Source organism: Komagataeibacter xylinus (assembly GCF_009834365.1).
In the GTDB taxonomy this organism is placed as follows: Bacteria; Pseudomonadota; Alphaproteobacteria; order Acetobacterales; family Acetobacteraceae; genus Komagataeibacter; species Komagataeibacter xylinus_D.
The window spans coordinates 3,503,081-3,527,401 of record NZ_CP041348.1 but is presented as its reverse complement, the minus strand read 5'-3'; the positions used below and the strand labels follow the sequence as shown (position 1 = coordinate 3,527,401).

Genomic DNA, 24,321 nt, shown 5'->3' with positions numbered 1-24,321 from the left:
CGCATTTCGGGCCTGCGCCCCTTTACCGCTGTTGCTTCAGGCTGCTAGACAGGTCTCCCCCGTTTTGTGCTTTTTTGGGTGCTGCGGGATGTGGAGGATATCGTACCGATGAAGTTGAAGGCTGACCGCGTAACGCTGCTCAAGGCACTGGCCCATATCCAGAGCGTTGCCGAGAAGCGCAATACCATCCCCATCCTGGCCAACGTGCTGATCAACGTCACCGATGGCGCGATGACGCTGACCGCCACCGACATGGAAATTGCCGTGGTCGAGGGCATGGCGGCCGAAACGCTGCGTGATGGCGCGGTCACGGCACCTGCTGCCGTGCTGTACGAAATCGTGCGTAAGCTGCCCGATGGCGCGCAGGTCGAATTCGACCACGCCGGGGGCGATGCGCCGCTTGGCCTGCGGGCGGGGCGCTTTGCCACCAGCCTCAACGTGCTCGATGTGGATGACTTCCCCTCCATGATGGCAGGTAGCCTGCCGCATGAATTCAGCATTCCGGCCCAGGTGCTGCGCGGCCTGATCGACCGCACGCGCTTCGCCATCTCCACCGAGGAGACGCGCTACTACCTCAACGGCATTTTCCTGCATGTGGCCGAAGGCGAGGCCGGGCAGGTACTGCGCGCGGTCGCGACCGATGGCCACCGCCTTGCCCGGGTCGAGACCGAACTGCCGCCGGGCAGCGAGGGCATGCCCGGCGTGATCGTGCCGCGCAAGACCGTGGGCGAACTGCGCAAGCTGCTCGATGAAGGGCCGGAGCAGGTCGACGTTGCCCTGTCCGACACCCGCATCCAGTTCACCATTGGCAACATCACGCTGACCTCCAAGCTCATCGATGGCACGTTCCCTGAATATGAGCGCGTGATCCCGCACGGTAATGACCGCATCCTGCGCGTGGGCAAGAAGATCTTCTCCGATGCGGTGGCCCGTGTCGCGGCCATCAGCCAGGAGCGTTCGCGCCCGGTCAAGCTGAGCATGGGCCATAACCTGCTCACCCTGTCGGCTGCCAGCCAGGACCAGGGCTCGGCTACCGAGGAGCTGGACGAAAACCACGTCTCCTACGATGCCCCTGCCATCGAGATCGGCTTTCAGGCCCGGTACCTCAACGACATTACCGACCAGGTGGAAAGGGAAGTGGAATTCGCATTTTCCGACAGTTCCGCCCCGACCATCGTGCGCGATGTGGACAGCCCCTCGGCGCTGTACGTGCTGATGCCCATGCGCGTTTGAGCGCGCTTTCCATTACGGCGGCATGGCCTGCATAACCCGGCTGACGCTGACGGATTTCCGGAACTACCGCCGCCTGTCATGGCAGCCGGCGCAGCCGGTTACGGTCATTACCGGGCCGAACGGCAGCGGCAAGACCAATCTGCTCGAGGCCGTATCGCTGCTCGTTCCCGGCCGTGGCCTGCGCGGCGCGCGCATGGATGAACTGCCGCGGCATGGTGCGGGCCTGTGGGGCGTTACGGCACAGGTGGAAGGCATGGACGGGGATGAAGCCCTGTCCGTGCAGCTTGCAACCGGGGCCGATCCGCTGCGGCCCGAGCGCCGGGTGTTCCGGGTTGACGGGCAGGCGCTGCGCAACCGCGATGGCGTGGGTGAATATTTCTCCGCTGTCTGGATCACGCCGCAGATGGATCGCCTGTTCCTTGAAGGGGCAGGAGGACGGCGGCGTTTTCTTGACCGGCTGGTGCAGGCGCTTGAACCTGGCCACGCCCGGGAACTCGCCGCCCACGACCGCGCCATGGCCCAGCGCAGCCGCCTTTTGGCCCAGCGCAACCCCGATCCCGGCTGGCTTGCCGCCCTTGAACACACCATGGCCCGCCATGCGGTAGCCACCGTTGCCGCGCGGATGGACATGGTCAGCCGCCTCAATACCGATGAGCAGGCGCTAGCTGATGACTTTCCCGCCGCCCGGCTGGAACTGGAATGCGACATTGCCGCCCACCTCGCCACCCAGCCCGCCCTTGCGGTGGAGGACTGGCTGGCCGGGCAGATCGCGCACACGCGCGGCATTGACCGCCAGCGCGGCGGCAGCCGTTTTGGTGCGCACCGCACCGGGCTTGCGCTGACTGATCGGGTGAGCGGGCGCGCAGCCACCCTGTCCAGCACAGGCCAGCAGAAGGCGCTGCTGCTGGGCATCGTGCTGTCGCACGCGCGCATCCTCGCCGCGTGCCGGGGGCAGGTGCCCATGCTCCTGCTCGATGAACCGCTGGTGCATCTGGATGAAGCCCGCAGGCAGGCCCTGTTCCGCGCCGTGAGCCGCATGAATACAGGCGTGTTCCTGACCGGAACGGACGCCGAACAGTTCGTCCCTTTGCGCGACCGTGCCGCATTCGAGACACCGGGCGCGGGTAATCTTGCCCATGAAGCCTGATTTGCGTGGGGAATGCTGGTTCCGCCGCGCGGTTGGGGCTATAATGCATTCTGATATTTTGTTGTTATCCGCTGTGGAGCATCTGCCGGCATGTCCGATCAATCCAGTCCCGATCAGAAACACGATGCCGAGGCCAAGGGTAATGTAGCGCCCGCGCCTGATTATGATGAGGCATCCATCTCGGTGCTGCGGGGGCTGGATGCGGTGCGCAAGCGCCCTGGCATGTATATTGGCGATACCGATGATGGCTCGGGCCTGCACCACATGGCCTTCGAGATCATTGATAACGCGGTCGATGAGGCGCAGGCCGGTTTTGCCACCGGTTGTGTTGTCACCCTCAATGGCGATGGCAGTGTGACCGTGCGTGATGACGGGCGCGGCATTCCCACCGGCATGCACCATGAGGAAGGGGTGAGTGCGGCGGAAGTCGTGCTGACCAAGCTGCATGCGGGCGGCAAGTTCAACCAGAATTCCTACAAGGTTTCCGGCGGCCTGCACGGCGTGGGTGCTGCGGTGGTCAATGCCCTGTCGGAATGGATGGAAGTGCGCATCTGGCGCGATGGCAAGGAGCATGTCATCCGCTTTCAGGGTGGCGAGCGTGACGAGGCGCTGCGCGTGGTGGGTGAAAGCTCCGAGCCGCGTGGCACGCAGGTCACCTTCAAGCCCAGTGCCGAGACCTTTGCCAAGGTGGAGTTCGAGTTCCCGATTCTCGAGCGCCGCCTGCGCGAACTGGCCTTCCTCAATTCCGGGCTGAAAATCGTGCTGCGCGATGAGCGGCATGAACCCGCGCGTGAAGAGAAATTTTATTACGAGGGTGGCCTGTGCGCCTTTGTGGAATGGCTCGATCAGAGCAAGACCGCCATCGTGAACCCGCCCATTACCGGCAGCCTCCAGAACGAGGAAAACGGCATCAAGGTCGAGTTCGCGCTGACATGGAATGACAGCTTCCATGAGACCATGCTCTGCTTCACCAACAACATTCCGCAGCGCGATGGCGGCTCGCATCTCGCAGGCTTCCGCCAGGCGCTGACCCGCGTGGTGGGCCGCTATGCCGAGGCCAATGCCAGCAAGAAGGACAGCCACGCGCTCAACGGCGAGGACATGCGCGAGGGCCTGACCGCCGTGCTCTCGGTCAAGGTGCCTGACCCCAAATTCTCATCGCAGACCAAGGACAAGCTGGTCTCGTCCGAGGTGCAGCCCGTGGTGCATGCGGCGGCTGCCGACATGATCTCCCACTGGTTCGAGACCCACCCCAAGGAAGCCCGCCACATCGTGGCCAAGGTGATGGATGCCGCTGCCGCGCGTGAGGCCGCGCGCCGCGCGCGTGAACTCACCCGGCGCAAGGGCGTGCTCGATATTTCCTCGCTGCCTGGCAAGCTCGCGGACTGCCAGGAGCGTGACCCGGCCAGGTCCGAACTGTTCATCGTCGAGGGTGACTCGGCAGGTGGCACGGCCAAGCAGGGGCGCGACCGGCGCTTTCAGGCGATCCTGCCGCTCAAGGGCAAGATCCTGAACGTGGAGCGCGCGCGCTTTGACCGCATGCTCGGCTCGGCTGAAATCGGCACGCTGATCACGGCACTCGGCACCGGCATCGGGCGGGGTGATGTGGAACATGGCGGCTTCTCGATCGAGAAACTGCGCTATCACCGCATTGTCATCATGACCGACGCCGACGTGGATGGCTCGCACATCCGCACGCTGTTGCTGACCTTCTTCTTCCGCCAGATGCCTGAACTGATCGAGAACGGGTACCTGTATATCGCCCAGCCGCCGCTGTACCGCGCCAAGCGCGGCAATGACGAGCGTTACCTCAAGGATGACGCGGCCCTTGAATCCTACCTGCTCGACAAGGCGCTGGCCAATGCGGCGCTGCATTATGCCGATGGGCGCGAGGTGCAGGGCGAGGCCATGCGGGCTGAGGTGCACTTCATCCGTGACGTAACGCGCGCGCTCTCGCGCCTGTCGGCCCGCGTGCCGGTGTGGATATTGGAGCAGGCGGCCATTGCGGGCGTGCTGCGCCCGGACCTGAACACGGTGCCCGAGCGCATTGTGGACCTGCAGGCGCGGCTTGACGCCATCTCGCCGCCCACCGAGCGGGGGTGGAAAGTGGCCGTAAGTGAAAGCGGGCTGGAAATGGCACGCAGCGTGCGTGGCGTGGGTGAGGTCTACCGGCTTGAGGCCACCACCCTGCGCAGTGCGGAAGTGCGCTGGCTGGCCGAACGCCATGAGCGGCTGGTGAAGGATTTTGCAGGCCCCGTCAGCCTTGTGCTTGACGGTACGCCGCATCCCTTCCACGGTCCGGCCTCGCTGTATGAGCGGATTCTGGCGCAGGGCCGCAAGGGGCTGTCGATCAACCGCTTCAAGGGCCTGGGCGAGATGAATGACGAGCAGTTGTGGGAAACCACGCTCGACCCCGCCATGCGCACGCTGCTGCAGGTGAAGGTGGGCGATATTGAAAACGCAGCGCAGGTCTTCTCGACCCTGATGGGCGATGTGGTCGAGCCGCGCCGTGACTTCATCGTGGGCAATGCGCTCAAGGTCGCCAATCTCGACGTGTGATCGGGCTCAGGCAGGCACCAGTTCGCCTGCCAGATGTGGCACTTCGGTAATGGAATCGGCGCCCACCGTGGCCCCGGCTTCCATTTCCGGCCGCCCGTAACCCCAGCGGGCGAAAATGACGGGCACATGCGCACCTGTTGCGCAGGCCACGTCGTTATGGTGGTCGCCAATCATGAGGGCGCGGGCATGGATACCGCCTGCCTGCGCAATGGTGTCCAGCAGGTGGCACGGGTTGGGCTTGCGTACGCTAAAGCTGTCACCCCCGCCCACAGTGACAAACCATTTTTCCAGTTCCATGACCTGAAGGATGCGCCGGGCTGCCGCCACGGGCTTGTTGGTGCATACCGCCATGTGCCAGCCCGCTGCGTGCAGGGCTGCCAATGTCTCGACTGTGCCGGGAAAGGGACGGGAATGGTCGGTTGCATGAGGGGTGTAATGGGCCATGTAGCGGGTCGTGGCTTCAGCGCGGTCAATGCGGGCGGCGGCGGGGCCGGCATGGTCAAGCAGGCGGCTGACGAGAACGGCCACGCCATCGCCAATCATCGGGCGCACCGCCTCGGGTGATATGCCCGGCAGCCGGTATTGCAACAGCAGCCAGTCGGCGCAGGCCGCAAGGTCGGGCAGGCTGTCGATCAGCGTGCCATCCATATCAAAAACCGCCAGACGGGGAGGGGAGGATGTCATCATGAACGCCTTTGACTGTCTGGTGTACAGCAAGCCTCACTGTGCGCCGCCCTGCAAGTCATAAGAGATTGTCTGGATTCAACTTATTGATAAAAAAGAAAAGTTTTTGAGTGTCGCCTTTTTTAAAAGACGACATTTTCCAAAGCTTTTTGAAAAAAGCTTCACCAGAAATTTTTATAATTTCAGGATATTATCTGGCCTGCCTTCTTCCATAAAAACCTTATCAGGGAAGGGTGTTGAAAAATGACGGGTCGCAAAATTTCATTTTTTATCAGCATGTTATTTTTGGGCAGCACTACCGTAGCACGCAGACATTTGAAGTGATGCGCCCCCATGCGGATAAGGGTTTGACAGGGTAGTCAGGTGCGGGGTACCCGCACACTGCCATGAACACCGACACAGAGACTGCCCAGTCCGCCTCCGCCTCGCCCATGTCGACCGCCGTCATTCTGGCGGCAGGTCGCGGCACGCGCATGAAATCGGAGCGGCCCAAGGTCATGCATCCGCTCGCGGGCCAGCCCATGCTGCGCTACCTGATTGATAACGCAGCCGAAGTGTTTGACCGGATTATTGTCGTAGCCGGTCCGGGCATGGAGGATGTAGAGGCCCTTGCCGCCCCGCACACGGTGGTGGTGCAGCACGACCGTCTGGGCACGGGCCATGCTGCCCGCCAGGCCGAGGCCGCGTTTGGCATGGGTGATGTGGCAGTGCTGTATGGCGATAACCCGCTGATTACGCCGGGCACCATGCGCGCATTGCTGGCCCAGCGCCGCAGCGATAACACGGGCCTTGCCCTGCTGGCCATGGAACCCGCCGATCCCGCACGCTACGGCCGCGTCATCACCCATGACGGGCTGGTGCAGCGGATCGTGGAATGGGCTGATGCGACACCTGCCGAGCGCGCCATCGGCCTGTGCAACGCAGGCGTGCTGTGCGCCGATGCCGCCGATTTTCGCCGCTGGCTGAGCGAGATTGATAACAGCAACGCGCAGGGCGAATACTATCTGGGCGATGTAGTGGCGCGTGCCGTGACCGAAGGGCGCAGGGTGAGGGCTGTCGTGGCACCCGAGGATGAACTGCGCGGCATCAATTCGCGCGCCGAACTGGCCCAGGCCGAGGCCTGCGTGCAGGCCCGCCTGCGCCTTGCCGCCATGGCGGGTGGCACGACCCTCGTGGCCCCCGATACCGTGTTCCTGTGCGCCGATACGGTGTTTGAGCCTGATACGGTGGTCCACCCCCATGTGGTGTTCGGGCCGGGGGTGCATGTCAGGCGCGGCACGGAAATCCATGCGTTCTCGCATATTGAGGGAGCAACGGTCGGCCCCGATGCCCAGATCGGCCCCTATGCCCGCCTGCGGCCGGGCACCGATGTGGGGCAGGGCGCGCGCGTGGGCAACTTTGTTGAACTCAAGGCCACCACCCTCGGCGCGGGGGCCAAGGCCAACCACCTGACCTATCTGGGCAATACTACCGTGGGAGCCAGGGCCAATATCGGCGCGGGCACCATTACGTGCAATTATGATGGCGTGTTCAAGCACCGCACGGAAATCGGAGCCGAAAGCTTTATCGGGTCGGATTCGGTGCTTGTCGCCCCCGTGCGGTTGGGTAAAGGGGTGATTACGGCAGCAGGCAGCGTGATTACGCATGACGTGCCCGATGATGCCCTGGCCATTGGCCGGGCGCGGCAGGCGGACAAGGCGGGCTACGCCCGTACGTTCCGTCAGCGGCTGAAGAACAGGAAGGAACAGGGCTGATGTGTGGCATTGTAGGGGTTGTTGGCAGCAATCAGGCCACGCCGGTCATTCTCGATGCCCTGCGGCGGCTGGAATATCGCGGTTATGATTCCGCCGGTATCGCAACACTTGAGCACGGCCATGTCGAGCGCCGCAGGGCTGCGGGCAAGCTTGACCACCTTGCCACGCTGCTCGCGCGCCTGCCGCTGCCGGGTGTGACCGGCATCGGCCACACGCGCTGGGCCACGCACGGCGCACCGACCGAGAACAATGCTCACCCGCATGGCACGGAGCGCGTGTCGGTGGTGCATAACGGCATTATCGAAAATTTCGAGGAACTGCGCCGCGAGCTTGAGGCGGCAGGCCAGGTCTTCTCGACCGATACCGATAGCGAGACCATCGCCCAGTTGGTTGACTACCACCTGCAGCGCGGCCTTTCCCCGCGTGAGGCCGCGCATGAATGCCTCAGGCGGCTTGAGGGGGCCTATGCGCTGGCCATGATCTTCGCAGGGCATGACGGCATGGTCATCGGCGCGCGGCATGGCGCCCCCCTGGTGGTGGGCTTTGGCGATAACGAGATGTTCCTCGGCTCCGACAGTCTGGCCCTTGCCCCGCTTACCCGCCGCATCGCCTATCTGGATGATGGCGACTGGGCGGTCATCACGCCCGCTGGCGCTGCCTTCTTTGACATGGCGGGCAACCCGGTCGAGCGTCCGGTGAAAATGACGGCGCTGATCGCGGCCTCGGTGGGCAAGGATGGCTATCGGCATTACATGGAAAAGGAACTGCACGAGCACCCTGTGGTGATCGGCCAGACGCTGCAGCGCCTGATCGACCCCGCCACCCGCCGCGTGGTGATGCCCGAGCTGCCGTTTGACCTTGCCGCCATTCCGCGTGCCGTAATCACCGCCTGTGGTTCGGCCTTCTACGCGGGCATGATCGGGCGCTACTGGATCGAGCAGTATGCGCGCCTGCCGGTCGATATCGACGTGGCAAGCGAGATGCGTTACCGCAACCCGCCGCTGGCTCATGGCGGGCTGGGGCTGCTGATCTCGCAGTCAGGCGAGACGGCGGATACGCTGGCGGCCCTGCGCGGCATGCGGGCGGCGGGGCAGCATATCGTCTCGGTGCTCAATGTGGAGCAGAGCACCATGGCGCGCGAAAGCGATGCCGTGCTCGGCACCGTGGCGGGCCCTGAAATCTCGGTGGCCAGCACCAAGGCGTTCACGGCCCAGCTTTCCGTGCTGGCGTGCCTGACCATCGCCTTCGCCCGCGCGCGGGGCACGATTGATGCCGCACAGGAAGAACGCATGGTCACCAACCTGCTCGACCTGCCGAGCAAGGCCACCGAGGTGTTCGAGCGCCATGACGAGATCCGCCGCATGGCCGCCATTGTGGCTGGCGCGCGTGATGTGCTGTATCTGGGCCGCGGTGCGATGTTCCCCGTAGCACTCGAAGGCGCGCTCAAGCTCAAGGAAATCACTTACATCCACGCCGAGGCCTATGCCGCGGGCGAGATGAAGCACGGCCCCATATCGCTGATCGACAGCACCGTGCCGGTCGTAGCCACCGTGCCGTCGGGCCCTCTGTTTGAAAAAACGCTGTCCAACCTGCAGGAAGCCAAGGCCCGTGGCGGCCGCCTGCTGGTGTTTACCGACATGGCGGGCGCGCCCCGCCTGCGCGAGATTGCGGAATGCGTGGTGGCGATCCCGACGGTTGATGAGTTCGTGGCCCCCATCCTGCAGACCATTCCGGTGCAGATCCTGGCCTATGAGGTGGCGCTCATCAAAGGCACGGATGTGGACCAGCCGCGTAATCTGGCCAAATCCGTTACTGTTGAATAGACACGCGCAGGCACGCTGGCACACTCGCCGCCAGCAGGACTGAACCAGCACAGGGGCACGGCAGGCACATGACAGCACCAACGGCATTCCCCCACGGGTCGGGTCCGCGCGTTCTGGTGCGGGGTGCCGGAGTTTCGGGGCTGACGGCGGCGGTAACGCTGGCCGAGCGTGGCGCGCGGGTGGTGGTGCATGAATGTGGCCCCCGCGTGGGCTGGGGCGCATCATGGAAGGCAGGCGGCATGCTGGCCCCGTGGTGCGAGGCCGAATCCGCAACGCCGGAGGTCACCGCCCAGTCCCTCGCCTCGCTCGACTGGTGGGATGCGCATGTACCCGGCGTGGACCGCAACGGCACGCTGGTGCTCGCCCCCCCGCGCGACGTGCGCGAGATCACGCGCTTTGGCCGCCGCACCTCGCATTACGACACCATTGGCGAGGCCGAAATCACGCAGCTTGAGCCGGACCTGGCCGATCGTTTCTCGCGCGCGCTGTTCTTTGCGGGTGAAGGTCACGTCAACCCGCGTGATGCGCTGGCGGCTCTTGCCGCGCGCGTGGTTGAAGGCGGGGGTGAAATCCGTTTCAACGTGCCGGTGGATGAACAGCCCGCGGGCTTTGACTGGGTGGTGGACTGCACTGGCATCGCCGCGCGTGAGCAGTTGACCGACATGCGCGGCGTGCGCGGCGAGATGCTGCTGCTGCGCTGCCCGGATGTGACGCTGCACCGCCCGGTGCGCATGCTGCATCCGCGTATTCCCATTTACATCGTGCCGCGTGCCGACCATGTGTACATGGTGGGGGCGACCATGATCGAGAGCGAGAACGCAGGCCCCATGACCCTGCGTTCGATGGTGGAAATGCTGGGCGCGGTCTATGCCCTCCACCCTGCCTTTGGCGAGGCCGAGATCCTTGAAACCGGCACCGGCCTGCGCCCTTCCTACCCTGACAACATGCCCGCCGTGCGCCATGAGGGGCGGCACATCCATATCAACGGCATGTATCGCCACGGCTTCCTGCTCTCGCCCGTGCGGGCGGCGGAGGCGGCCGATATCGTGTTCGGCGCGGTGTAAGCAGCCCCTACAGGAGCGTTCCATGCAGATACTCGTAAATGGCGAACGCCATGACGTGCAGGCCACAACCCTGAGCGCCCTGCTTGACGAGATGGGCTATGATGCCACGACCCGCATCGCCACGGCGGTGGATGGGTGCTTTGTAGCAGCCAGCAAGCGCACGGCTTTGCCGCTGCACGCGGGCGTGCAGGTGGAAATTCTGGCCCCCATGCAGGGAGGATAACCGCAATGACCCTTTTCTATGGCACCGAACTCTCGTCGCGCCTGATGCTGGGCACGGCGCAGTATCCCTCGCCCGAAATTCTGGCGGATGCCGTGCGCCGGGCCGGAGCCGGAGTGGTGACCGTCTCGCTGCGGCGCGAGGCGGCAGGCGCGCGCGCGGGTCAGGCCTTCTGGGAACTGATTCGCGGGCTTGACGTGCCCGTGCTGCCCAATACGGCGGGCTGCCACACCGTGCGCGAGGCCGTGACCACGGCGCAGATGGCGCGCGAGGTATTTGGCACCGACTGGATCAAGCTTGAAGTGATTGGCGAATCCGACACCCTCCAGCCCGACATGTTCGCCCTTGTCGAGGCGGCGCGCATTCTGGTCGAGGACGGCTTCAACGTCTTTCCCTACATGACCGAGGATCTGGTGGGCGCCGAGCGCCTGCTGCGCGCGGGCTGCGAGGTGCTGATGCCCTGGGGCGCGCCGATCGGCTCGGGCAAGGGGCTGAACAACCTGTTTGGCCTGCGCGCGCTGCGTGCGCACTTCCCCGATGTGCCGATGGTGGTCGATGCGGGCATTGGCGTGCCCTCTCATGCCGCGCAGGCCATGGAGCTGGGCTATGATGCGGTGCTGATCAACACGGCGGTGGCCAAGGCGGGTAATCCGGCAGAAATGGCGCGTGCCTTCGCCATGGCGGTCGAGGCCGGACGCATGGCCTATATTGCCGACCCGATGGAAGAACGCGACATGGCCGTGCCCTCCACGCCCGTTATCGGGCAGGCCGTGCTATGAGCACCGCCCCGCTGCCTTCGCGCATCTATCCGGTTGTCGATGAAGCCCGCTGGGTTGGCGAACTGGGGCTGGCCGGGGCGAAGCTGATCCAGTTGCGCCTCAAGGATATGGCCCCCGAGGCTCTCCTGCGCGAAATCCGCGCAGGTATTGCACAGGCTCGGCAGCACGGCGTGTGCCTCGTGCTCAATGATTACTGGCGCATCGCGATCGAGGAGGGGGTGGATTACATCCATCTGGGGCAGGAAGATCTTGATACGGCGGATCTGCCCGCCATCCGCGCCGCCGGAATCAGGCTGGGTGTCAGCACCCATAGCGAGGCGGAACTCGATCGTGCCCTCTCGGTCAGCCCCGATTACGTGGCCCTTGGCCCGGTCTGGCCCACCAGGCTGAAAAAAATGCCGTGGGGGCCGCAGGGCACGGCCAAACTGACCGTGTGGAAGCAGCGCATCGGTGATCTGCCACTGGTGGCGATTGGCGGCATTACGCTCGAGCGCGCACCTTCATGCATCGCGGCGGGGGCGGATTGTGTCTCGGCGGTGTCGGATTTCATTCGCATGCCTGACCCGGCAGGGCAGGTAAAGGCCTGGCTTGCCGCGACCCACACGGGACAGGCCTTGTGAAAAAGCGGAACATAATGTGATCGGCGTTGTGTTGTTCATGCAACGCTTCTGTGGCATTATTGGTACTGATAATACTGGTCCTTGAAGGAACGCCTTTTACGGCCAGATATTGAGTTTGGAATGCCGGATTCTGCCGCGCCGATACGTGATGGACATAATCTGTTCATGGTCGGTCGCTAGGGTTGGCCTATTACATATTGATGTGGCCGGAAGGCGGGGATTTTGAATGGAGATAGCGGGTCTGGCAGCAATCTTGATGGCGATTGCCGTGCTGCTTGTCGTGGTCAGTGCGGTCCAGCCGCTTGCCCGCCGCCTCGAACTGTCCGAAACCGTGCTGCTTGCCATCGTGGGCATCGTGATCGGTGGCGCGGCCGATCTGGTGCTGCGCAACAGCCATCTGGAAATATTCAATGGCGCTGCGGAAACGCTGCTGGATTTTCCGCTTAACAGCGAAGCGTTCCTGCTCATCTTCCTGCCCATACTGGTGTTTCAGGGGGCATTGGGCATTGACGTGCGCAGGCTCGCGCATGAAACCGCCACCGTGCTTCTGCTGGCCGTGGTGGCGGTTGCCGTTTCCACCGCCGCCATCGGTTTTGCGCTCTATCCGCTGGCGGGCATGCCGCTTGCGGTGTGCCTGCTGCTCGGCTCCATCGTGGCCACGACTGATCCGTCTGCGGTGGCGGGCATCTTCAAGGAAATCGGAGCCGCCAGCCGCCTGACCCGACTGGTGGAAGGCGAGGCGCTGCTCAATGACGCGGCGGCCATTTCCATCTTCACCATCCTGCTCGGTTCCATCACCTCGCACCACAAGATCATGCTGGGCGGGGCGGTGCTGGAGTTCCTGGTCTCGTTCATTGGCGCGCTCATCATCGGCGTGCTGTTCGGGCGGCTGGTGCTCATGATGATCCCGGCACTGGGTGCGGCACCTGCGGCCGAGGTCACGCTGACGGTGGCGCTGCCCTATCTGTCCTATATCGTGTGTGATGAATTCCTCGGTTTTTCGGGCGTGGTGGCCACGGCGGCCTCGGGGCTGACCATCTCAATCTATGGCCCGTCCACCTTCCGGCCCCAGACCTGGCGGTTCCTTAACGAGTTGTGGCAGCAGCTTGTGTTCTGGGCGGGGTCGCTCGTGTTCGTGCTGGCCTCCATGCTGGTGCCGCGCCTGCTGGTGGGCATGACGAAGTGGGACTGCGTGCTGATCCTTGTGGCCGCCGGGGCCGGGCTGCTCGCGCGCGGGGCGGTCGTGTTCGGCATGCTGCCTGTGCTTGCCGCCACCAAGCTCTCGCCGCCGGTGCCAACGCCGTTCAAGGTGACGATGGTGTGGGGCGGCCTGCGTGGGGCCATCACGCTGGCACTGGCGCTGGCAGTGACGGAAAATGAGCATGTCTCCAGCAGCATCGCGCACTTCATCGGCATTATCGCCACGGGGTTCGTGCTGATCACGCTGTTCGTCAACGGGCTGTCGCTGCGCTACCTCGTGCTGTTCCTCAAGCTCGACCAGTTGCCGCTGATCGATCAGGCGCTGCGCCACCAGATTCTGGCCATCGGCCTTGGCGAAGTGCGTGACCAGACGCGCGACGTGGCGGGTGAACTCGGCTTTTCCCGCAACGTGACCAGCACGGTAGTCGATGTGCTCGACCGGCGCGTCCATTCGGAGGAACAGGCCAATACATTCGATACGGCACTTGGTGACCGCCAGCGCGTGACACTCGCACTGATCGTGATCGCCAACCGCGAGCGCTCCATCCTGCTCGACCTGTTCCGCATCCAGGGCCTGTCGCGCCGGGTGATGGAAACGCTGCTGCGCTCGGCCGAGGCCATGGTGGATGGCGCGCGCCTTGAAGGCCGCTTTGGCTATGTGCGCGCATTGCGGCGCAGGCTGCGGCCCTCGCTGCGCTTTCGCGTGGCGCAGTTCATCCATCATCGCTTCAATTTCGACACCCCCCTCATGTACTGCATGATGGAGCGCTTCGAGATGCTGATGATCGGCTATTTCGTCTCGCTGTCGCTCACGCGCTTCATGCGCCAGCGCATGGAGCCCACGCTCGGTGTCCGCATCAGCGAGATCGTGGGCGAGGTGCTCGGCCGGCAGTGCAAGCTGCTTGATGAGGCGCTGCAGACCCTGCGGCTGCATTATCATGGGTATTCCGAGGCGCTGGAAAACCGGATGCTGCGCCAGATCGCGCTAAGGCTGGAAGAGGAAAAATACGATACCCTGATGTCGGAATCGCTGCTGAGCGAGGAACTGCACCGCGAACTGCACCGCGATGTGGAACACCGCCGCGAGCAGCTTGATTTCCGGCTCAAGTTCAACATCCGCGCGGGTATTGAAAGCCGTATCCACAATTTCCCTCTCTTCGAGGGCGTGGCCGATGGCGTGCTGCATGATATCGCGATGAAGATGTCGATCCATTTCTCCACGCCGGGCGAGCGACTGTACCGCAAGGGGCAGAAGGTGCGCACGGTCTACTTCATCAGCGCGGGCCTGGCCGAGACGCATTACCCCAAGCATGACGTGCGATTCGGGGCAGGGGCCGTGCTTGGTGGCGAGGAAGCCCTGAAGGACGGACGCGTGGCGGCGACCAGCCGGTCGTTGCAGTTCGGGCATTTCATGACCATGAGCGCGCGCGACTTCCGCAAGCTGGTCGAGGATTATCCCCATATCGGTGAAAATCTCGAGCGCCTGTTACAGGCCCGCGCCAAGGGCGAACTGCCCGATGCCCAGCTTCTGCCCGGCGATGGCGCGGAAATGGCGGGCCGCACGCCTTCCTATGATGCGATCGACCTTGCTACGGCCCCGGTAACACAGGCCATACCGGTGCGGGGGAGCGGCTCAGGCAGCGCCTGAAACTGCTGAAAACAGCAAAAGTTTTTGGTGAAGCTTTTTTCAAAAAGCTTCGTCAACCGTCACTTTTCTAAAAAGGCGACTGCTTCCCGTGCCCTCCCGCCTGAACATTAGGGTTCAGAACGGGCGGAGCAGGCGGTCGAGATATTCCAGTTCCTCTGGCGGGCGGGTGCGGTCGGCATCGCGGCGGCGCAGTTCCTGCTCGATCTCGCGCGCGCGTTCACGGCTGGCATTGTCGGGCAGGTGGGTGTCGTTATCCATGCCGGCATGGGTGCCACCGCTCTTGCGGCCGAGCGGATCACGATCGCCCTTGTCACCGGCCTGCTGCTGTTCGTCATCCTCATCATCCGGGTCGCCGGACTGGTTGCCACCACTGCCGCGGGAGCCCTTGCCCTTGCCATCGTCAGACACCATGGGCAGCAGCACGCTTATGGTGCCCCTGCTGCTCTGGCTGCGCATGGACTGGCGCATCTGCTGGTTGCCCTGCTGCAGGTCGGCCAGCACTTTTTTCTCCGCTGCCGCAGCTTCGGGGTCCTTGCCCGCGCCAAGGGCGGCGCGCACCGCCTTCATGTCGGTCTGGGCCTTGTCGAGGGCGGGCATGTCCTTGCCCATGGCCTGCCTGAACTCGCGCTGGAGCTCATGCAGGGCGCGGGCGAGGGCATGCTGCACGGCGCGGTCGGCATGCTGCTGGGCCGTACGGGCCTCGGGCGTCTGGGCCGGTGGTGGGGGTGGACCTGCCTGCGGGGCTGCTGGAGCCGTGCTGCCCTGGGGTGTAATGCCCAACTGGCGCAAAAGGTCTGTGGTGGACATGGAGGACAGGTCGCCTTCATCCTCATCCATGTCGGTCTGGCGGCTGGCGGCCTCGCGGTCACGCTGGTGCTGGTCCTGGTCAATGCGCGACTGGGCATGATCGAGCAACTGCGACTGACGGGTGACCAGATCGCGCAGGTCACGGCGCAGTTCGCGCGCCTGCTGGCGGGCCTGCATCTGCTGGGCCAGCTGCATCATGTCCTGCGGGGTTGCGTTGCGGATTCCGTCGGCCATGTCCTCCATCTGCTGGAGTTTCTGCATGGCATCGGCATTGCGGCCCGATGCGGCATCATCCTGCAGCTGCTGCATCATCTGACCCAGATTCTGCTCGCCCTGCTGGGTCATTTCCGGCATGGCGGGAATGGCGGAATGTTCCCGCATGGCCTGCTGGCCCAAAGCCTGCATCTTGCGCGAGATCGCATCTTTCAGTGCCTGCATACGGTGCTGGAGTTCGGCCTGCTGGTCGGCATCCTGCCCCTTTGGGCCCATCTCGCGCATATGCTCAAGCTGCTGGCGCACGGCTTCCTGCGCGGCCCTTACGCCAAAATCCGCCTGTTCGTTATCAATATCGCGGCGGTTGTGCTCCACATCGAGGGCCAGAAACCACAGCCGCGCGGTGGCCTGGGTAATGGTGGCTTCATCGCTCGTATCCTCGCTGCCCAGCAGGGCGGCAGTGCTGGTCAGGGCCAGCAGCAGCCCGATATGGTGCGTCAGCACGGTATCGGCCTGCCCCAGGCCCACAAGTTCGCGCGCGGCCTGTGCGCGGTTCTCGCGATGCAGGGCGAGGCGCTTGCGAATGTCCAGAATCGCCTTGGCGACCGGGTTATGGAACGCGCGCGCGCCGATGCGCAGCTTTATGGGGGCAGAGGTGGCAGTGGTGCCGCTGTGGCTGGTGGCCACAAGGCGGGCGGTCACGTCCTCGCCCGCCCATGGGTTGTCTGACAGGTCGGGCGTTGCCACGCCATCAGCCGTGCGGGGCTGGCCGTTGAGCGGCAGAGGCACGCGCAGGATGTCGCTCGCGCTGTCAGGCATGACCAGTTCGGCATGCAGGCTGGCAATGCCGTAAGGCTGGGCCACATGGTAGGGCAGGCGCGTGCGCCATTCTCCCTCGCCGCTGCCGGGGTTTGGCCCCCAGGCCACATCCGGTGGCGGGTTGGGGGTTACGTGCAGGCTCCATTGTGCCAGCGTGCGCCCCCGGCCACGCAGGCGCAGCGTGCCGCTTGCCAGAAGGGTGGCCTGGGCACTCCAGCTTGCCTTGCCCAGTGCGTGAAAGGCGTGGGGGCCAATGGCGGGAGCCGACTGGCTGGCCTGCATGCGTAGGGCGGGCGTACCGTCCAGCCCGTTTAGCGTAACGCTCAGCACGGCCCCTGCGGGAATGGTGGCGGTGGCATGGGTGGCATCAAGAAAAACGGGCGCGCCGGGCGCGTAGTCGGGCAGGGTGATCCAGGCATTGACCTGCGGGGCGGGGGTATCGGCATCATCCATGCCGGGCAGGAAAGCGGCCGTGATGCGGCTTGCGGCATGGGGGCCGGTCCAGACGAGCCCTCCGGCCAGCAGCACCGCGAGCACGGGGGCCGCGCGTACCCATTGCGAGGCGGGCAGCCGCAGATGCGGCCAGCCGCCGCGCAGGTGATCAAGGGCCGCCATCGTGCGGTGCAGATGCAACTGCCACAATTCATGCAGGGCAGGCGTGCCGGTATTGGCGGGCTGGTCATGCAGGGTGCGCAGTGGCTGCCCCGCCAGGCCGGAGGCCTGCTCCACGCGCCGGTCGGTTTCAGTGGCGGTCGGCGCGTTGATACCCTGCCACAGCCGCCATGTACGCCAGGCAACGGCTCCGCCCAGCCCCAGAAGTGCAAGTGCGTGCACGCTGTCGGGCAGGCGCTGGGGTATGCGCGCCAGCCCCAGCAGGGCCACGCCCATGGCTGTGCTTGCGGCAGGCAGCATGAGCGGCCACAGGCGTTCGGCCCACAGGGCACGGCGGGCCTGTCCGCGCGCGCGGGCAAGGCGTTGCGGCAGGTCGCCGCCCGTCCGGGTGCTGTCCTGCCCGACGGTCATAGGCCTCCGCCAGCGGGGGTAAGGGTCTGGTCCACCCACTGGGGAACATGGTCGGCAGCCCAGAGTTCCTCAACGGGCTGGCGCGGGCGGATGACGGCCCAGCGATTGCCATCAACCATGACCTGCGCCGCCAGCGGGCGGTCGTTATAGGTGGAGCTCATCACCATGCCATAGGCGCCGCAGTCCAGCAGGGCCACGCGCGCGCCTGCCTCCATGTGGGGCAGGGTGCGGTCGTGGCCGAAGCTGTCGCCACTTTCACATACGGGGCCGACCACATGCACTGTCTCGACCGGGGCTGTGGCCTCTTTGGCCGAAAGCGGCAGAATGCCATGCCATGCATCGTACAGGCTGGGGCGCATGAGGTCATTCATCGCCGCATCAAGCACCAGGAAGGGGGGCATGCCATCATAGCCGCGCTTGCGCAGGATGACGGTGCTCAGCAGCACGCCCGCAGGCCCGGCCAGCCAGCGGCCCGGCTCTATGGCAAGGCGCGTGCCCAGCCCGCCAAGTTCGGCCGCAATAGCGGCGGCAAGCGCTTCGGGCGCGCCTTCGGTTTCATCGCGGTAGGAAATACCAAGGCCGCCGCCGCAGTCCAGCGCGTCGACCACCAGCCCGCGCGCGCGGATGGCATGCACGAGTTCGGCCAGCCGGGCATAGGCGGCGCGGTAAGGCTGCATGCGCACGATCTGGCTGCCGATATGCATGGCCAGCCCCACGGGGCGAATGCCGGGAAGTTCGGCGGCGCGGGCATAAAGTTCAACGGCGCGATTATAGGGAATGCCGAATTTGTTGTTGGCCAGCCCCGTGGTGATCTTGGCGTGCGTTCCCGCATCGACATCGGGGTTGATGCGCAGGGCCACCGCCGCCTCAAGCCCTTCGGCCTGCGCCGTGGCGGAGAGGAGTTCGAGTTCCTCGGCACTTTCCACATTGATCTGCAAAATGCCCGCGCGCAGCGCCAGCCGCATCTCGTCCGCGGTCTTGCCCACGCCCGAGAACACGATCCTGCCCGCCGGAATGCCCGCCGCCATGGCGCGACGCAGCTCGCCGCCGCTCACCACGTCGGCCCCCGCGCCTTCAGCCGCCAGCGCGCGCAGCACGGCCAGATGGTCGTTGGCCTTTACCGCGAAATGGATGGAAACCGGGCGGCCCGTCGCCTTGAATGCATGGGCCAGCCTGCGGTAGCGCGCGCGCAGCGTACCCGCACTCATGACCCATGTGGGCGTGCCCAGCGCGTCGGCTATGGCGTTGAGCGGCACGTCTTCGAGCACGAGCCCGTCCATGGCGTGCATTGACAGCGCGGGACGGACAGCCAGAAGGTCGGCAACGGAAGGGTCCTGTCCGGGACAGGGGAGGGGAGTATCAGCCATGATGCCTGCACGATACCGCCTTGCAGCATCCCTTCCAAGGTGGTTGACGCAGGAAAGAACAGGTAAGGACAGGCCCATCATGAATCACGACCCCGTGGCACGGGCGGCAATGGCCGTACGGGCGCATGCCTATGCACCCTATTCCCGCTTTCAGGTCGGGGCCGCGGTCGAGGCTGCGGATGGCCGGATTTTTGCCGGCTGCAATGTCGAGAACGCGGCCTACCCCGAGGGAACCTGCGCCGAAGCAGGCGCCATTGCGGCCATGGTGGCGGCAGGCGCGCGCGAGATCCGGCGCGTGGTGGTGTGTGGCGGCACGGGGGCGGCCTGCACGCCATGTGGCGGATGCCGCCAGAAAATAAGGGAATTCGCACCGCCCGGGGCCGAGATCGCCATGATCTCGCCCCAGGGGGCAACGCTGGTGGTCCATACGCTGGCCGACCTGCTGCCCGACAGTTTCGGGCCGGGCAGCCTGACCTGACCGGCGCGGGCCTTAGCGGTCCTTGTCAGGGTAGGTGTTGTAGATCGCCTTGCTGGGGTGGTGCGGGTTGCCAATGCGCCCGCAGGCGCCAAGTGTCGCCCCCATGGCCGCGAGCATGGCAACCATGAGCATGAAGCGGGGTGCGCCCCGGCGCAGGGTGGTCAGGGTGTTCATTCTTTTGCTCCCAGTGTTTCAAGCCAGCGGGTGGCCTGTGCCCGCACGTTATCGGCCGCCGTGCCACCGTGGCTGGTGCGCGAGGCGATGGAGGAATCGACGCTCAGCACCGAGAAGATATCCTGCGTGATGCCTGCTTCCTCTGCCTGCATTTCCGCAAGGCTCAGTTCGGCCAGCCCCACGCCTTTTGCTTCCGCCTTGCCCACAAGGCGGCCGGTCACGTGGTGTGCGGTGCGGAAAGGCACCTTGAGCACGCGCACCAGCCAGTCGGCCAGGTCGGTGGCGGTGGAGAAGCCGGACCCGGCATAGGCGCGCATCTGCGCCTCATTGACCGTGAGGTCGCGCACCATGCCATCCATGGCGGCCAGGCACAGGGTGGCGGCATCGGTGGCAGCGAAGACGGGTTCCTTGTCTTCCTGCATGTCCTTGGCATAGGCCAGCGGCAGGCCCTTCATGACCGTAAGCAGGCCGACCAGCGCGCCGGTAATGCGGCCGCCCTTGGCGCGCACCAGCTCGGCGGCGTCCGGGTTGCGCTTCTGCGGCATGATGGACGAGCCGGTCGTGAACGCATCCGACAGGCGGATGAACGAGAAGGGGGCCGAGCACCAGATCACGATTTCTTCCGCCAGGCGCGACAGGTGCATCGCCATGATGGACAGGGCCGAGAGATATTCCAGCGCGAAATCCCGGTCCGATACGGCATCGAGCGAGTTGGCGGTGGGGCGGTCGAAGCCCAGCGCATGGGCCGTCATCTCCCGGTCGATGGGGAACGACGTGCCTGCAAGCGCTGCCGAGCCGAGCGGGGATTCGTTGAGTCTGCGCCGGGCATCGTTCAGGCGGCCCCGGTCGCGCGCCAGCATCTCGACATAGGCCATGAGGTGATGGCCGAAGGTCACGGGCTGGGCGGTCTGGAGGTGGGTGAAGCCGGGCATGGGGGTTGCCGCATGCTCGAGCGCGCGGCGGGCGAGCGCGCGCATGAGGGAGGCGGCCTGCTGGTCCAGCCCGTCAATCGCATCGCGCACCCACAGGCGGAAATCGGTCGCCACCTGGTCGTTGCGCGAGCGCGCGGTGTGCAGGCGCTTGCCCGCCTCGCCAATGCGATCGGACAGGCGGGCCTCGATATTCATGTGAATATCTTCCAGGGCGGTGCTGAATTCGAACGTGCCCGCCGCGATCTCGCGGCCGATCTGCTCCAGCCCCTCGGTAATGGCCCTGGCGTCCTCGTCTGAAATGATGCCGGTTTTCGCGAGCATGGCAGCATGGGCCTTCGAGCCTGCGATGTCCTGCCGCCACAGCGCCTTGTCAAAGCCGATCGAGGCGTTGATGTCCTGCATGATGGCCGCAGGCCCTCCGGCAAAGCGGCCGCCCCATTGTGCGTTCGCCTTGTGCGCGTCCTGATCCGTCAGCGTTTTTGCGTTCCCCGGCATCCTGTGTTCCAGCTACCCCAAGTGTGAAAAGGATTATGGCGCGCCTTCATGGCAAAATGCCATTGCGCGCTGCGCACCCTACCGGCGCGGCGCGGCAGATACAATCATGGCGCGCCGCAATCCTGCGCGCATGGGGCGGTGGCGCGGGGCGGGGTTGCGGCGCGTAGCCCCGGCGGGGTCTTTTACTTGGCGGGTCAGGGCTGTAATGTCGGCCCCCAACCCGCCCATGGCAGAGGACGTTACGCCACAATGCACCATGCAGCCCTTGCACAGGAGCCGTCACGTTTGCTGACCCCGGCCGATCCGGCACCGGTCATCCAGTTCGGCCCGTCGGCGCTTGATGGCGTGGCCACGGCAGGGGGGCTGCCCTTTGTGCTGGTCAGTGACCATGCGGGCCAAGCCATCCCCGCCGCATTGGGCGACATGGGGGTGAGTGAAAAGGACCGGGCGCGCCATATCGCCTGTGATCTGGGCATGGCCGAAACCGGGCGCCTTCTGGCCGAAAAGCTGGGCTGTGTGCTGATCGAGCAGGCCTATTCCCGTCTCGTGATCGACTGTAACCGCGCACCGGGGCATCCCGCCTCCATCGTGCGCGAAAGCGACGGCACGCCCGTACCCGCCAATGCCGCCCTGAGCGCAGATGCGGAAGGCTGCCGGGTGGAGGAGATCTTCCTGCCCTATCACCAGAAAATCCGCGGCGAGATTTCCACGCGACTTGAGGCCGGCCTGCCCGTGGTGCTGATCTCGCTGCACAGCTTTACCGATTGCATGAACGGTCAGGTGCGGCCGTGGCATACGGGCGTGCTGCACAACCGCAACCCCGCCTTCGGCCTGCGCGTGCGTGACCTGCTCGCGGCGGAAGACGGGCTGGTGGTGGGCAGCAACGAGCCCTATGCGCTGACGGATGTGAATGACTACACCGTGCCGGTCCATGCCGAAGGGCGCGGCCTGCCGTATCTGGAAATCGAGATCAGGCAGGACCTGATCGCCACCCCGGAGGGGCAGGCCGAATGGGCTGCGCGGCTTGCGCGCATCCTGCCCCGGGCCTGGGAAGAATACCGCCACTGAGCAGGAACACGCCGTTGATGAACAACACGATGGAACGCAGCCTCCGTATTGACGGGCATACCCTGCTTGCGGGGGTGATCGGCTGGCCGGTGGCGCATTCACGCTCGCCGCTCATGCATAATTTCTGGCTGGCGCAGGCCAGCATCAATGGCGCCTATGTGCCGCTGCCCGTGCAGCCCGGCGCGTTTGATACGGCGGTAAAAGGGTTGCAGGCCGCGGGCTTCCGGGGGGTGAACGTGACCATCCCGCACAAGGAATCCGCCTATCGCATCGTTGACCGTCTTGACCGCTCGGCACAGCGTTCGGGCTCGGTCAACACGCTGGTCTTTGCCGCCAATGGCCAGATCGAGGGCTATTCCACCGATGGCGATGGCTTCGTGGCCAATGTCGAGGCGCATGGCGTGGCGGTGCACGGCGGGCGTGCCCTGCTGCTTGGCGCTGGTGGGGCTGCGCGCGCCATCGCCGCAAGCCTGCTCGACCGGGGCGTGAAGGTGATCGTTGCCAACCGCACCCGCGCCCGTGCCGAGGCCCTTGCAGCCGCGCTGGAGGGAATCGAGGTCATTGACTGGGTGCGGGCCGGTGAGGCGCTGGCGGGCTGCACGCTGCTTGTCAACACCACCTCGATCGGGATGGAAGGGGCGGATGACGCCGCGTTTCCGCTTGATCTGGCGCAGGCCGATGCCGGGCTTGTGGTGTGCGACATCGTTTACGTGCCGCGCCAGACCGGGCTGCTGCAACTTGCCGCACGCCACGGCCTGCGCACGGTGGATGGGCTGGGCATGCTGATCCATCAGGCCGGGCTGGGGTTTGAAAAATGGTTTGGCGCGAGGCCTGCCATCGGCCCGGAGGTCGAAGCCCTGCTTGATGCCGATCTGCGCGCGGCCCACGCAGGGGGCTGAACACCATGCGGGTGCTCGGCCTTACGGGCGGGATCGGTATGGGCAAGTCCACCATGGCGACCCTGCTGCGCCGCGCCGGCCTGCGCGTGTTCGATGCCGATGCGCAGGTGCGCGCGCTTCAGGGCCCGCATGGCCGCGCGCTGCCCGCCATTGAAAAGCTGGTACCCGGCAGCGTGCGCGATGGCGTGCTCGATCGGGCGGTGCTGCGACGCGCAGCGCTGGCTGATCCCGGCATCATGCGCGGGCTTGAGGGCATTATGCACCCGCTGGTGCGGGCCGCGCGCACGCGCTTTCTTGAGCGGGCGCGGCGTGACGGATGCCGGTGGGTGGTGCTCGACATTCCGCTCCTGTTGGAGACCGGGGCCGAGCGGATCTGTGACAGGGTTGTGGTGGTCAGCGCGCCTGCTTCCATCCAGCGCGCGCGCGTGTTGAGGCGCGGCACCATGACGCCCGCGCAGCTTGACGCCGTTCTGGTCCGCCAGATGCCCGATGCCGCCCGGCGGCGCAGGGCCGATATCGTGATTGAAACCGGGCTGTCGCGGCATGACACGCTCCGGCAGGTCAGGCGCCTGCTGCGGGCCATGCATGATGCCAGCCCCGCCGCATGGGCGGCCTACAGGGGAAAACCCGCATGAAACGTTCCATCCTGTTCGATACGGAAACTACGGGGCTTGACCCGCTCAAGGGCGACCGCGTGATTGAAATCGCAGCGCTGGAACTGATGGGCGACCTGCCCACGGGCAATAATTTCCATGTGCTGATCGACCCCGAGCGCGACGTGCCCGAGGAGGCATCGCGCGTGCATGGCTTTACCTATGCCGACCTTGAGGGAAAGCCGAAATTTGCCGAGATTGCTCCTGGTTTCCTTGAATTCGTGGGCAATGATCCGCTGGTCGCCCATAATGCGCGGTTTGACTTTGGCTTCCTGAACGCGGAGCTCGCCCGCGCCCGCCTGCCTGAACTTGATATGGGTCGCATGGTTGATACGCTGGACATGGCGCGCGAGCGTTTTCCCGGCATGCCCAACAGCCTTGATGCGCTGTGCCGCCGCTTTGGCATCGACCTCTCGGCCCGTACCACCCATAACGCCCTGCTCGACTGCAAACTGCTTGCCGAGGTCTATCTTGAACTGACCGGCGGGCGCCAGCGCGGGCTTGGCCTGTCGGTGGCTGAAGGGGGTGGGGGCATCGCTACCTACACCTATGCGCGCCCGCCGGGGCATGTGGCGGTGCGCGTGCAGCCCGACACAGCGGAAATCGAGGCCCATCAGGCCTTTGTGGCCGCCCTGTCCGACCCCGTCTGGCTGACCTGAATA

Annotated in this window: 20 protein-coding genes; 15 read left to right on the top strand and 5 right to left on the bottom strand. The window is 65.2% G+C overall.

The window, feature by feature from the left end; translation table 11 throughout:
* Positions 1-108: 108 nt before the first annotated feature.
* The 3 genes from dnaN (at position 109) to gyrB (ending at position 4,939) form a co-directional block, all read left to right on the top strand.
* Positions 109-1,233, top strand: a complete 1,125-nt coding sequence (gene dnaN, locus FMA36_RS16810) for a DNA polymerase III subunit beta (RefSeq protein WP_159263441.1) — start codon at positions 109-111, stop codon at positions 1,231-1,233.
* A gap of 22 nt (positions 1,234-1,255) precedes the next feature.
* Complete coding sequence (recF, locus tag FMA36_RS16805) at positions 1,256-2,380, top strand: DNA replication/repair protein RecF (RefSeq protein ID WP_159263439.1); 1,125 nt, start codon at positions 1,256-1,258, stop codon at positions 2,378-2,380.
* A gap of 90 nt (positions 2,381-2,470) precedes the next feature.
* Entirely contained in the window at positions 2,471-4,939 is a 2,469-nt protein-coding gene (gene gyrB / locus FMA36_RS16800) for a DNA topoisomerase (ATP-hydrolyzing) subunit B (RefSeq protein ID WP_159263437.1), read from the top strand.
* A 6-nt stretch (positions 4,940-4,945) separates the two neighbouring features.
* Here the strand turns inward: gyrB and FMA36_RS16795 are convergent, their stop codons facing one another.
* On the bottom strand, positions 4,946-5,626 hold the full coding sequence (locus tag FMA36_RS16795) for an HAD-IA family hydrolase (RefSeq protein ID WP_159263435.1): 681 nt from the start codon (positions 5,624-5,626) through the stop codon (positions 4,946-4,948).
* Positions 5,627-6,009: 383 nt separating this feature from the next.
* Between FMA36_RS16795 and glmU the strand changes: the two genes are divergently transcribed.
* The 7 genes from glmU to FMA36_RS16760 all read left to right on the top strand — a co-directional run bounded on the left by glmU (position 6,010) and on the right by FMA36_RS16760 (position 14,731).
* Positions 6,010-7,377 carry a bifunctional UDP-N-acetylglucosamine diphosphorylase/glucosamine-1-phosphate N-acetyltransferase GlmU gene (gene glmU / locus FMA36_RS16790; RefSeq protein ID WP_159263433.1) on the top strand — a complete coding sequence of 456 codons (1,368 nt, stop codon included), beginning with the start codon at positions 6,010-6,012 and terminating at the stop codon, positions 7,375-7,377.
* Entirely contained in the window at positions 7,377-9,200 is a 1,824-nt protein-coding gene (gene glmS, locus FMA36_RS16785) for a glutamine--fructose-6-phosphate transaminase (isomerizing) (RefSeq protein ID WP_159263432.1), read from the top strand. The genes glmU and glmS overlap by 1 nt, the downstream gene beginning before the upstream one ends.
* A gap of 68 nt (positions 9,201-9,268) precedes the next feature.
* Entirely contained in the window at positions 9,269-10,264 is a 996-nt protein-coding gene (locus FMA36_RS16780) for an FAD-dependent oxidoreductase (RefSeq protein WP_159263430.1), read from the top strand.
* A 22-nt stretch (positions 10,265-10,286) separates the two neighbouring features.
* Positions 10,287-10,487, top strand: coding sequence for a sulfur carrier protein ThiS (thiS, locus tag FMA36_RS16775; RefSeq protein WP_159263428.1), 201 nt, complete (start codon positions 10,287-10,289; stop codon positions 10,485-10,487).
* A gap of 5 nt (positions 10,488-10,492) precedes the next feature.
* Positions 10,493-11,263 carry a thiazole synthase gene (locus FMA36_RS16770; protein ID WP_159263426.1) on the top strand — a complete coding sequence of 257 codons (771 nt, stop codon included), beginning with the start codon at positions 10,493-10,495 and terminating at the stop codon, positions 11,261-11,263.
* Positions 11,260-11,883: a thiamine phosphate synthase gene (locus tag FMA36_RS16765; protein ID WP_159263425.1), complete on the top strand. Its 624-nt coding sequence runs from the start codon at positions 11,260-11,262 to the stop codon at positions 11,881-11,883. Before FMA36_RS16770 ends, FMA36_RS16765 begins: the two co-directional genes overlap by 4 nt.
* Positions 11,884-12,109: 226 nt before the next feature.
* Entirely contained in the window at positions 12,110-14,731 is a 2,622-nt protein-coding gene (locus tag FMA36_RS16760; RefSeq protein WP_159263422.1) for a cation:proton antiporter, read from the top strand.
* 114 nt (positions 14,732-14,845) lie between these two features.
* On the opposite strand, the gene FMA36_RS16755 is transcribed toward FMA36_RS16760, so the two are convergent.
* A complete protein-coding gene (locus FMA36_RS16755; protein ID WP_159263420.1) occupies positions 14,846-17,593 on the bottom strand; it encodes a DUF4175 domain-containing protein in 2,748 nt (915 codons plus the stop codon).
* Positions 17,590-18,960 (bottom strand): diaminopimelate decarboxylase, encoded by a 1,371-nt coding sequence (lysA, locus tag FMA36_RS16750; protein WP_159263419.1) that lies wholly within the window; start codon positions 18,958-18,960, stop codon positions 17,590-17,592. Before lysA ends, FMA36_RS16755 begins: the two co-directional genes overlap by 4 nt.
* Positions 18,961-19,039: 79 nt before the next feature.
* On the opposite strand from lysA, the gene FMA36_RS16745 reads away from it, so the two are divergent.
* Positions 19,040-19,438, top strand: coding sequence for a cytidine deaminase (locus FMA36_RS16745; protein WP_159263417.1), 399 nt, complete (start codon positions 19,040-19,042; stop codon positions 19,436-19,438).
* Positions 19,439-19,450: 12 nt separating this feature from the next.
* Here the strand turns inward: FMA36_RS16745 and FMA36_RS19235 are convergent, their stop codons facing one another.
* Positions 19,451-19,612 carry a hypothetical protein gene (locus tag FMA36_RS19235; protein WP_167518042.1) on the bottom strand — a complete coding sequence of 54 codons (162 nt, stop codon included), beginning with the start codon at positions 19,610-19,612 and terminating at the stop codon, positions 19,451-19,453.
* A complete protein-coding gene (gene argH / locus FMA36_RS16740) occupies positions 19,609-21,039 on the bottom strand; it encodes an argininosuccinate lyase (RefSeq protein ID WP_159263415.1) in 1,431 nt (476 codons plus the stop codon). Before argH ends, FMA36_RS19235 begins: the two co-directional genes overlap by 4 nt.
* Positions 21,040-21,288: 249 nt before the next feature.
* Here argH and FMA36_RS16735 point away from each other — a divergent pair, with 249 nt between their 5' ends.
* The 4 genes from FMA36_RS16735 to dnaQ are packed head-to-tail and all read left to right on the top strand — an operon-like array spanning position 21,289 to position 24,318.
* Complete coding sequence (locus FMA36_RS16735) at positions 21,289-22,107, top strand: N-formylglutamate amidohydrolase (RefSeq protein ID WP_159264094.1); 819 nt, start codon at positions 21,289-21,291, stop codon at positions 22,105-22,107.
* A gap of 29 nt (positions 22,108-22,136) precedes the next feature.
* Positions 22,137-23,006 (top strand): shikimate dehydrogenase, encoded by an 870-nt coding sequence (locus FMA36_RS16730; protein WP_159264092.1) that lies wholly within the window; start codon positions 22,137-22,139, stop codon positions 23,004-23,006.
* A gap of 5 nt (positions 23,007-23,011) precedes the next feature.
* Entirely contained in the window at positions 23,012-23,641 is a 630-nt protein-coding gene (gene coaE / locus FMA36_RS16725) for a dephospho-CoA kinase (RefSeq protein ID WP_159263413.1), read from the top strand.
* On the top strand, positions 23,638-24,318 hold the full coding sequence (gene dnaQ / locus FMA36_RS16720; protein WP_159263411.1) for a DNA polymerase III subunit epsilon: 681 nt from the start codon (positions 23,638-23,640) through the stop codon (positions 24,316-24,318). The genes coaE and dnaQ overlap by 4 nt, the downstream gene beginning before the upstream one ends.
* Positions 24,319-24,321: the final 3 nt, after the last annotated feature.

Bases quoted from the DNA above. Each gene is read 5' to 3' on its own strand.
- dnaN (WP_159263441.1), top strand. From the start codon at position 109: ATGAAGTTGAAGGCTGACCGCGTAACGCTGCTCAAGGCACTGGCCCAT.
- recF (WP_159263439.1), top strand. From the start codon at position 1,256: ATGGCCTGCATAACCCGGCTGACGCTGACGGATTTCCGGAACTACCGC.
- gyrB (WP_159263437.1), top strand. From the start codon at position 2,471: ATGTCCGATCAATCCAGTCCCGATCAGAAACACGATGCCGAGGCCAAG.
- FMA36_RS16795 (WP_159263435.1), bottom strand. From the start codon at position 5,626: ATGATGACATCCTCCCCTCCCCGTCTGGCGGTTTTTGATATGGATGGC.
- glmU (WP_159263433.1), top strand. From the start codon at position 6,010: ATGAACACCGACACAGAGACTGCCCAGTCCGCCTCCGCCTCGCCCATG.
- glmS (WP_159263432.1), top strand. From the start codon at position 7,377: ATGTGTGGCATTGTAGGGGTTGTTGGCAGCAATCAGGCCACGCCGGTC.
- FMA36_RS16780 (WP_159263430.1), top strand. From the start codon at position 9,269: ATGACAGCACCAACGGCATTCCCCCACGGGTCGGGTCCGCGCGTTCTG.
- thiS (WP_159263428.1), top strand. From the start codon at position 10,287: ATGCAGATACTCGTAAATGGCGAACGCCATGACGTGCAGGCCACAACC.
- FMA36_RS16770 (WP_159263426.1), top strand. From the start codon at position 10,493: ATGACCCTTTTCTATGGCACCGAACTCTCGTCGCGCCTGATGCTGGGC.
- FMA36_RS16765 (WP_159263425.1), top strand. From the start codon at position 11,260: ATGAGCACCGCCCCGCTGCCTTCGCGCATCTATCCGGTTGTCGATGAA.
- FMA36_RS16760 (WP_159263422.1), top strand. From the start codon at position 12,110: ATGGAGATAGCGGGTCTGGCAGCAATCTTGATGGCGATTGCCGTGCTG.
- FMA36_RS16755 (WP_159263420.1), bottom strand. From the start codon at position 17,593: ATGACCGTCGGGCAGGACAGCACCCGGACGGGCGGCGACCTGCCGCAA.
- lysA (WP_159263419.1), bottom strand. From the start codon at position 18,960: ATGGCTGATACTCCCCTCCCCTGTCCCGGACAGGACCCTTCCGTTGCC.
- FMA36_RS16745 (WP_159263417.1), top strand. From the start codon at position 19,040: ATGAATCACGACCCCGTGGCACGGGCGGCAATGGCCGTACGGGCGCAT.
- FMA36_RS19235 (WP_167518042.1), bottom strand. From the start codon at position 19,612: ATGAACACCCTGACCACCCTGCGCCGGGGCGCACCCCGCTTCATGCTC.
- argH (WP_159263415.1), bottom strand. From the start codon at position 21,039: ATGCCGGGGAACGCAAAAACGCTGACGGATCAGGACGCGCACAAGGCG.
- FMA36_RS16735 (WP_159264094.1), top strand. From the start codon at position 21,289: ATGCACCATGCAGCCCTTGCACAGGAGCCGTCACGTTTGCTGACCCCG.
- FMA36_RS16730 (WP_159264092.1), top strand. From the start codon at position 22,137: ATGGAACGCAGCCTCCGTATTGACGGGCATACCCTGCTTGCGGGGGTG.
- coaE (WP_159263413.1), top strand. From the start codon at position 23,012: ATGCGGGTGCTCGGCCTTACGGGCGGGATCGGTATGGGCAAGTCCACC.
- dnaQ (WP_159263411.1), top strand. From the start codon at position 23,638: ATGAAACGTTCCATCCTGTTCGATACGGAAACTACGGGGCTTGACCCG.